5 protein-coding genes are annotated in these 4,035 nt (G+C 35.0%); 4 read left to right on the top strand and 1 reads right to left on the bottom strand.

Annotated elements, in window-relative coordinates:
* Positions 1-117: 117 nt before the first annotated feature.
* Complete coding sequence (locus tag N2201_07295) at positions 118-285, bottom strand: hypothetical protein (GenBank protein ID MCX7786003.1); 168 nt, start codon at positions 283-285, stop codon at positions 118-120.
* 629 nt (positions 286-914) lie between these two features.
* Between N2201_07295 and N2201_07290 the strand changes: the two genes are divergently transcribed.
* From N2201_07290 to N2201_07275, 4 genes are all read left to right on the top strand, one after another.
* Positions 915-1,511: a sigma-70 family RNA polymerase sigma factor gene (locus tag N2201_07290; GenBank protein MCX7786002.1), complete on the top strand. Its 597-nt coding sequence runs from the start codon at positions 915-917 to the stop codon at positions 1,509-1,511.
* Positions 1,512-1,592: 81 nt separating this feature from the next.
* Positions 1,593-2,462, top strand: a complete 870-nt coding sequence (locus N2201_07285) for a hypothetical protein (protein MCX7786001.1) — start codon at positions 1,593-1,595, stop codon at positions 2,460-2,462.
* Positions 2,463-2,552: 90 nt separating this feature from the next.
* The gene (locus N2201_07280; GenBank protein MCX7786000.1) at positions 2,553-3,293 is read left to right on the top strand and encodes a DUF3800 domain-containing protein; all 741 of its coding nucleotides are present in this window, start codon (positions 2,553-2,555) and stop codon (positions 3,291-3,293) included.
* Positions 3,294-3,639: 346 nt separating this feature from the next.
* The coding region (locus tag N2201_07275; protein MCX7785999.1) for a tetratricopeptide repeat protein at positions 3,640-4,035 on the top strand (396 nt) is incomplete at its 3' end.

Raw genomic sequence — 4,035 nt, 5'->3', positions numbered from 1 at the left:
TCTTTCAAATTATGTCTCATCATTTTCTATAAATCTAATGTTTCTATAAATCTAAACTTTTGTTTCGCCAATAATCAAGCACACTACTATCGGTGATTCTTTTTTTCATTAAAAATATTATTTGAAAAGTGCGATTCCTTCTTTGCGTAAAGAAACGAGATTATTATTGCGCCTTCGCCAATTTATCCGTATCGGACTTATCCGCAACGGATTTATCCGTATCGGACTTATCCGTATCTGATTTATCCGAGTCGGCTGTGCCCGATTCAGGTGTCTTGCCGTCATAAAACCTTTCCCACTGCTTTTCTATATTATAATAAATTTTTGAAAATTGTCAACTGTAGATTTTATTCTTAAACAAATCTAACCTAAATTTACACCAACATTGCTCGCTACCTTTAATCAACCATTGCGGTCTTATGGTATAACTTTTTACCAAATTGTCAAAGAGAGACTGAGCCGTTTTCCCTTTTGAAAATCTTAATCTCAAATCGTATCACTGAATATTATCATATATATATTATACAACTTTTAGGCAATTTGTCAAGGAAAACATTTTGAACATTGCACCTTTTAGGCACTCTGCATTGCGAAGTGGCGGTAGTGGACAATATCAACCAGAATCACCAATCTAAAAACTGAACTTAATCACAACATTAACTAAAGTTCAAAGGTTCAAAGGTTCAAAAAGAATTAGCCTTGATTAGTAGGCGCAAGTCCCTAAAAACATTTTGAACATTGAACTTTTGAACATTGAACTTTCCAATATATCTCGCCAATATCTGTTTTTGAAATACCAATGCCTTCCCCAAATTTTCCATCTTGAATTGCTCAACTGATTGATGGTGGCCATCCATATGGACTTGCTCAATATTATACTTGAATTGCTCGGCTGATTGATTATAATCGCTTAAATGACAGAAACGAATCCCAAATATCTCAATGATGATAAGGCTTGCGTGTTGCGGGCAATTAACGGTGAAGTTAGCGCATATCAAGTCTTATATCACCGCTACAAGTATCGGCTGTTCGGCTTTATCCGGCTAAGAGTAGATGATAAAGAAGATGCTCAGGATATTCTGGTGCGCACCCTTAATAAAGCATTTTCTAATCTTAACCGCATCCAAAATCCGAAAAATTTCAAACAATGGCTATTTAAGATTTGCCTTAATGAAATCCGAAATTATCTGCGTAACCAAAATACCAAAATTAAAGTTACTTCTTTGGAAAATATTTCTGAATCCGAACTGATAAATGACCCTAAAGATAATCCCCTAACGCAAAGCGTCCACAACACGCTTCAGCAGTTAAATCCTGCTGAACTGGCAATAATTGACTGGCGCTTTTTTCAACAAAGAAGTATTGCGGAGATTGCCGAATTGACCGGCAAAAAGCCCGAAGCCATAAAATATCTATTAAAAAAAGCACTCAAAAAGTTTGCTCACCTTTACCAGAGTGAATACAAATTAGGACCAGCAAAGAAAGAAGATGAGAAAAATGAAACGGTCTAAAAGCACTAAAACCCAAAATTATCATAAAATGCACACCTTTAGAAGTAAACTTAACTTGATTCAAGAAAGAAGGTGATAAAAATGAAGCGGTCGCAAAAAGATAAACGAAAATCAACCCCAGCCGTCAAAAACCTTGACCAGATAGTTGAAGACTTTACCGATAAACTCATTAAGGGTGAAAAGATTACAATCGACCAAGTGCTGAAAAAATATCCTGAGATTGCGCCTAAACTCAAACCCTTACTCAAATCCGCCCAAATCTTATTACAAACCAGTGAAGAGTTTAAGCAGAAAATTACTGAAGAACTGAAAACATTTGACGAAGCGCTCTGGCAGAAATTAGAACAAACTATTCTCCAAAAAAGTCTGAAAACGGTTCAAAAACAACTTAACCAATTAAAAAGATTCAGCACCAAACCCTTAAGTCAAAGATTTGAGTATTTGATTTTATTACTTTATGTTAAAGGTTATCGGTCGCGATTGGCCGAAGGAATTCGGGGCATCACCCGATTAATAAAAGTTTTATTCTTACTACAAAAAGAGACTGATATCGCCAAACTGATTAAGCGTTATTATGAATTTGTGCCGTATAAAATTGGTCCGTTTGAGCCGGCAATCTATCAGGACTTAAAAGTCTTAGAAATGGCAGGACTGATAAAACGCCAGACCTATAAATATCCGAAACCCCCAAGTTCACTGATTGATGAAGGCTTTGGCATTCCTGCGGAGTTAAATGAAGCGACCTTATTTAGTTTAACAGAAAAAGGGATAGAATATGCTAAAGCCTTAGCGCATTGGTGTGAGCAGAAAGACCCGAACATTTTATTAGCCTTACGCCGCATCAAGAGTAAATATGCCAGTGCGCCCTTAAAAAAACTCTTAAAATACATCTACACAAACTATCCCGAATACACCCAAGAATCCGAAGTGTTAGCAGAGATTTTGAAGTAAGAGGAGGAAAAAGAAATCCTGATTGACATTGAACATGGATTCAATAATATAATATTTGAGAATGGATTTAATAATAATTTAATAATGTAAATGTCCTATAAATTTTTTTTAGACGAAACCGGCGACCACGGTTTAACTTTTGTTGATAAAAATTTTCCCATCTTTTTATTGTGTGGCTGTATCTTTGAAGAACAAGAACTAATTAGAACTGAAAGCAAAATAAACGATTTTAAGTTCAAATATTTCAATACCAATCAAGTTATCCTCCATTCAAGAGAGATTAGAAAATGTGAGGGCGCATTTCAGATACTATTTGACCTATCCGTAAAACAGAATTTCTACAACGACCTTAATCAAATTCTGAGCAATAGTAATTTTTGTATAATCGGAGCAGGTATTCAAAAAGAAGAGCATATAAAGAAATACGGCAAAGGTGCTAAAGACCCCTATAATCTTTCATTATCTTTTGTGCTGGAGCGCTTAATCTTTTATTTAGACCAGAAAGATAAAAACGCAACCGTTGAAATATTTGTTGAAGAGCGCGGAAAACGCGAAGACCAACTATTACTTTCTCATTTTAATCATACCTTGGATACCGGCACATATTATGTCTCACCGGAACGATTGAAAACCAAAATCAAGAAATTTAGTTTTTTTAGTAAACGAGATAATATAATCGGATTACAAATAGCGGATTTGTGTGCGTATCCCTTAGCAAGATATTTATTAAACCCAGAAGAACCTTATATCCCTTTTAATGTAATTAAGGACAAATTATATTGTGATAAGCACGGACGGATTGACGGATGGGGCTTGAAACTTTTTCCCTAAAAAGCAAAGAGTCCCCATTACTGGAGACCCAAATGCCGACCAGGAGACACCCCGATCCCTTTTTACTTATACCATATTATACACAAATACAGAAAATTGTCAAGCAATTTTTGCAATCAACAAAATGCATCTTAAAATACATCTACACAAACTATCCCGAATACACCCAAGAATCCGAAGTGTTAGCAGAGATTTTGAAGTAAGACAATATGAAGAAACTAAAAATGAACACGAATTTCTGTTTTGGTTAAATTATGTCATTTAACAATATTGACAAATGGCTAAAAAATGGATAAATAAAAGAGTATGCTTAATAAACTAATTCTATCAAAGAGTGAGGATGTTTATGGGCGTACATGGTAAATTCAAGACAAAAAAATTGTGTGAAGAGATATTTATTGCAGCGGTATATTTTACTATCGGAAACTTCCAATTGCGAAATCGAAAGTATGACCAAGCGATTGCCAATTATACTAAAGCACTTGAATTTGACCCAGAATTAGCAGAAGTCTATAACAATCGCGGCATTGCTTATAATTATAAAGGCGAATATGATAAAGCAATAGCCGATTTTACCAAAGCAATTGAACTTATCCCAGAATTAGCAGAAGCCTATTGCAATCGCGGCGTTGCTTATGATATAAAAGGTGAATTTGACCAAGCAATTTTAGATTATACCAAAGCAATTGAACTTGACCCAAAAGATGCAAAAGCCTATAACAATCGCGGCATTGCTTATAAT

This window comes from candidate division WOR-3 bacterium, from assembly GCA_026418155.1.
Taxonomy (GTDB): Bacteria; Hydrothermota; Tepidihabitantia; order Tepidihabitantales; family CAIPLT01; genus JAOABV01.
Note: the sequence above shows the minus strand (reverse complement) of the source record. Positions and strands in the feature narration are given on the sequence as shown.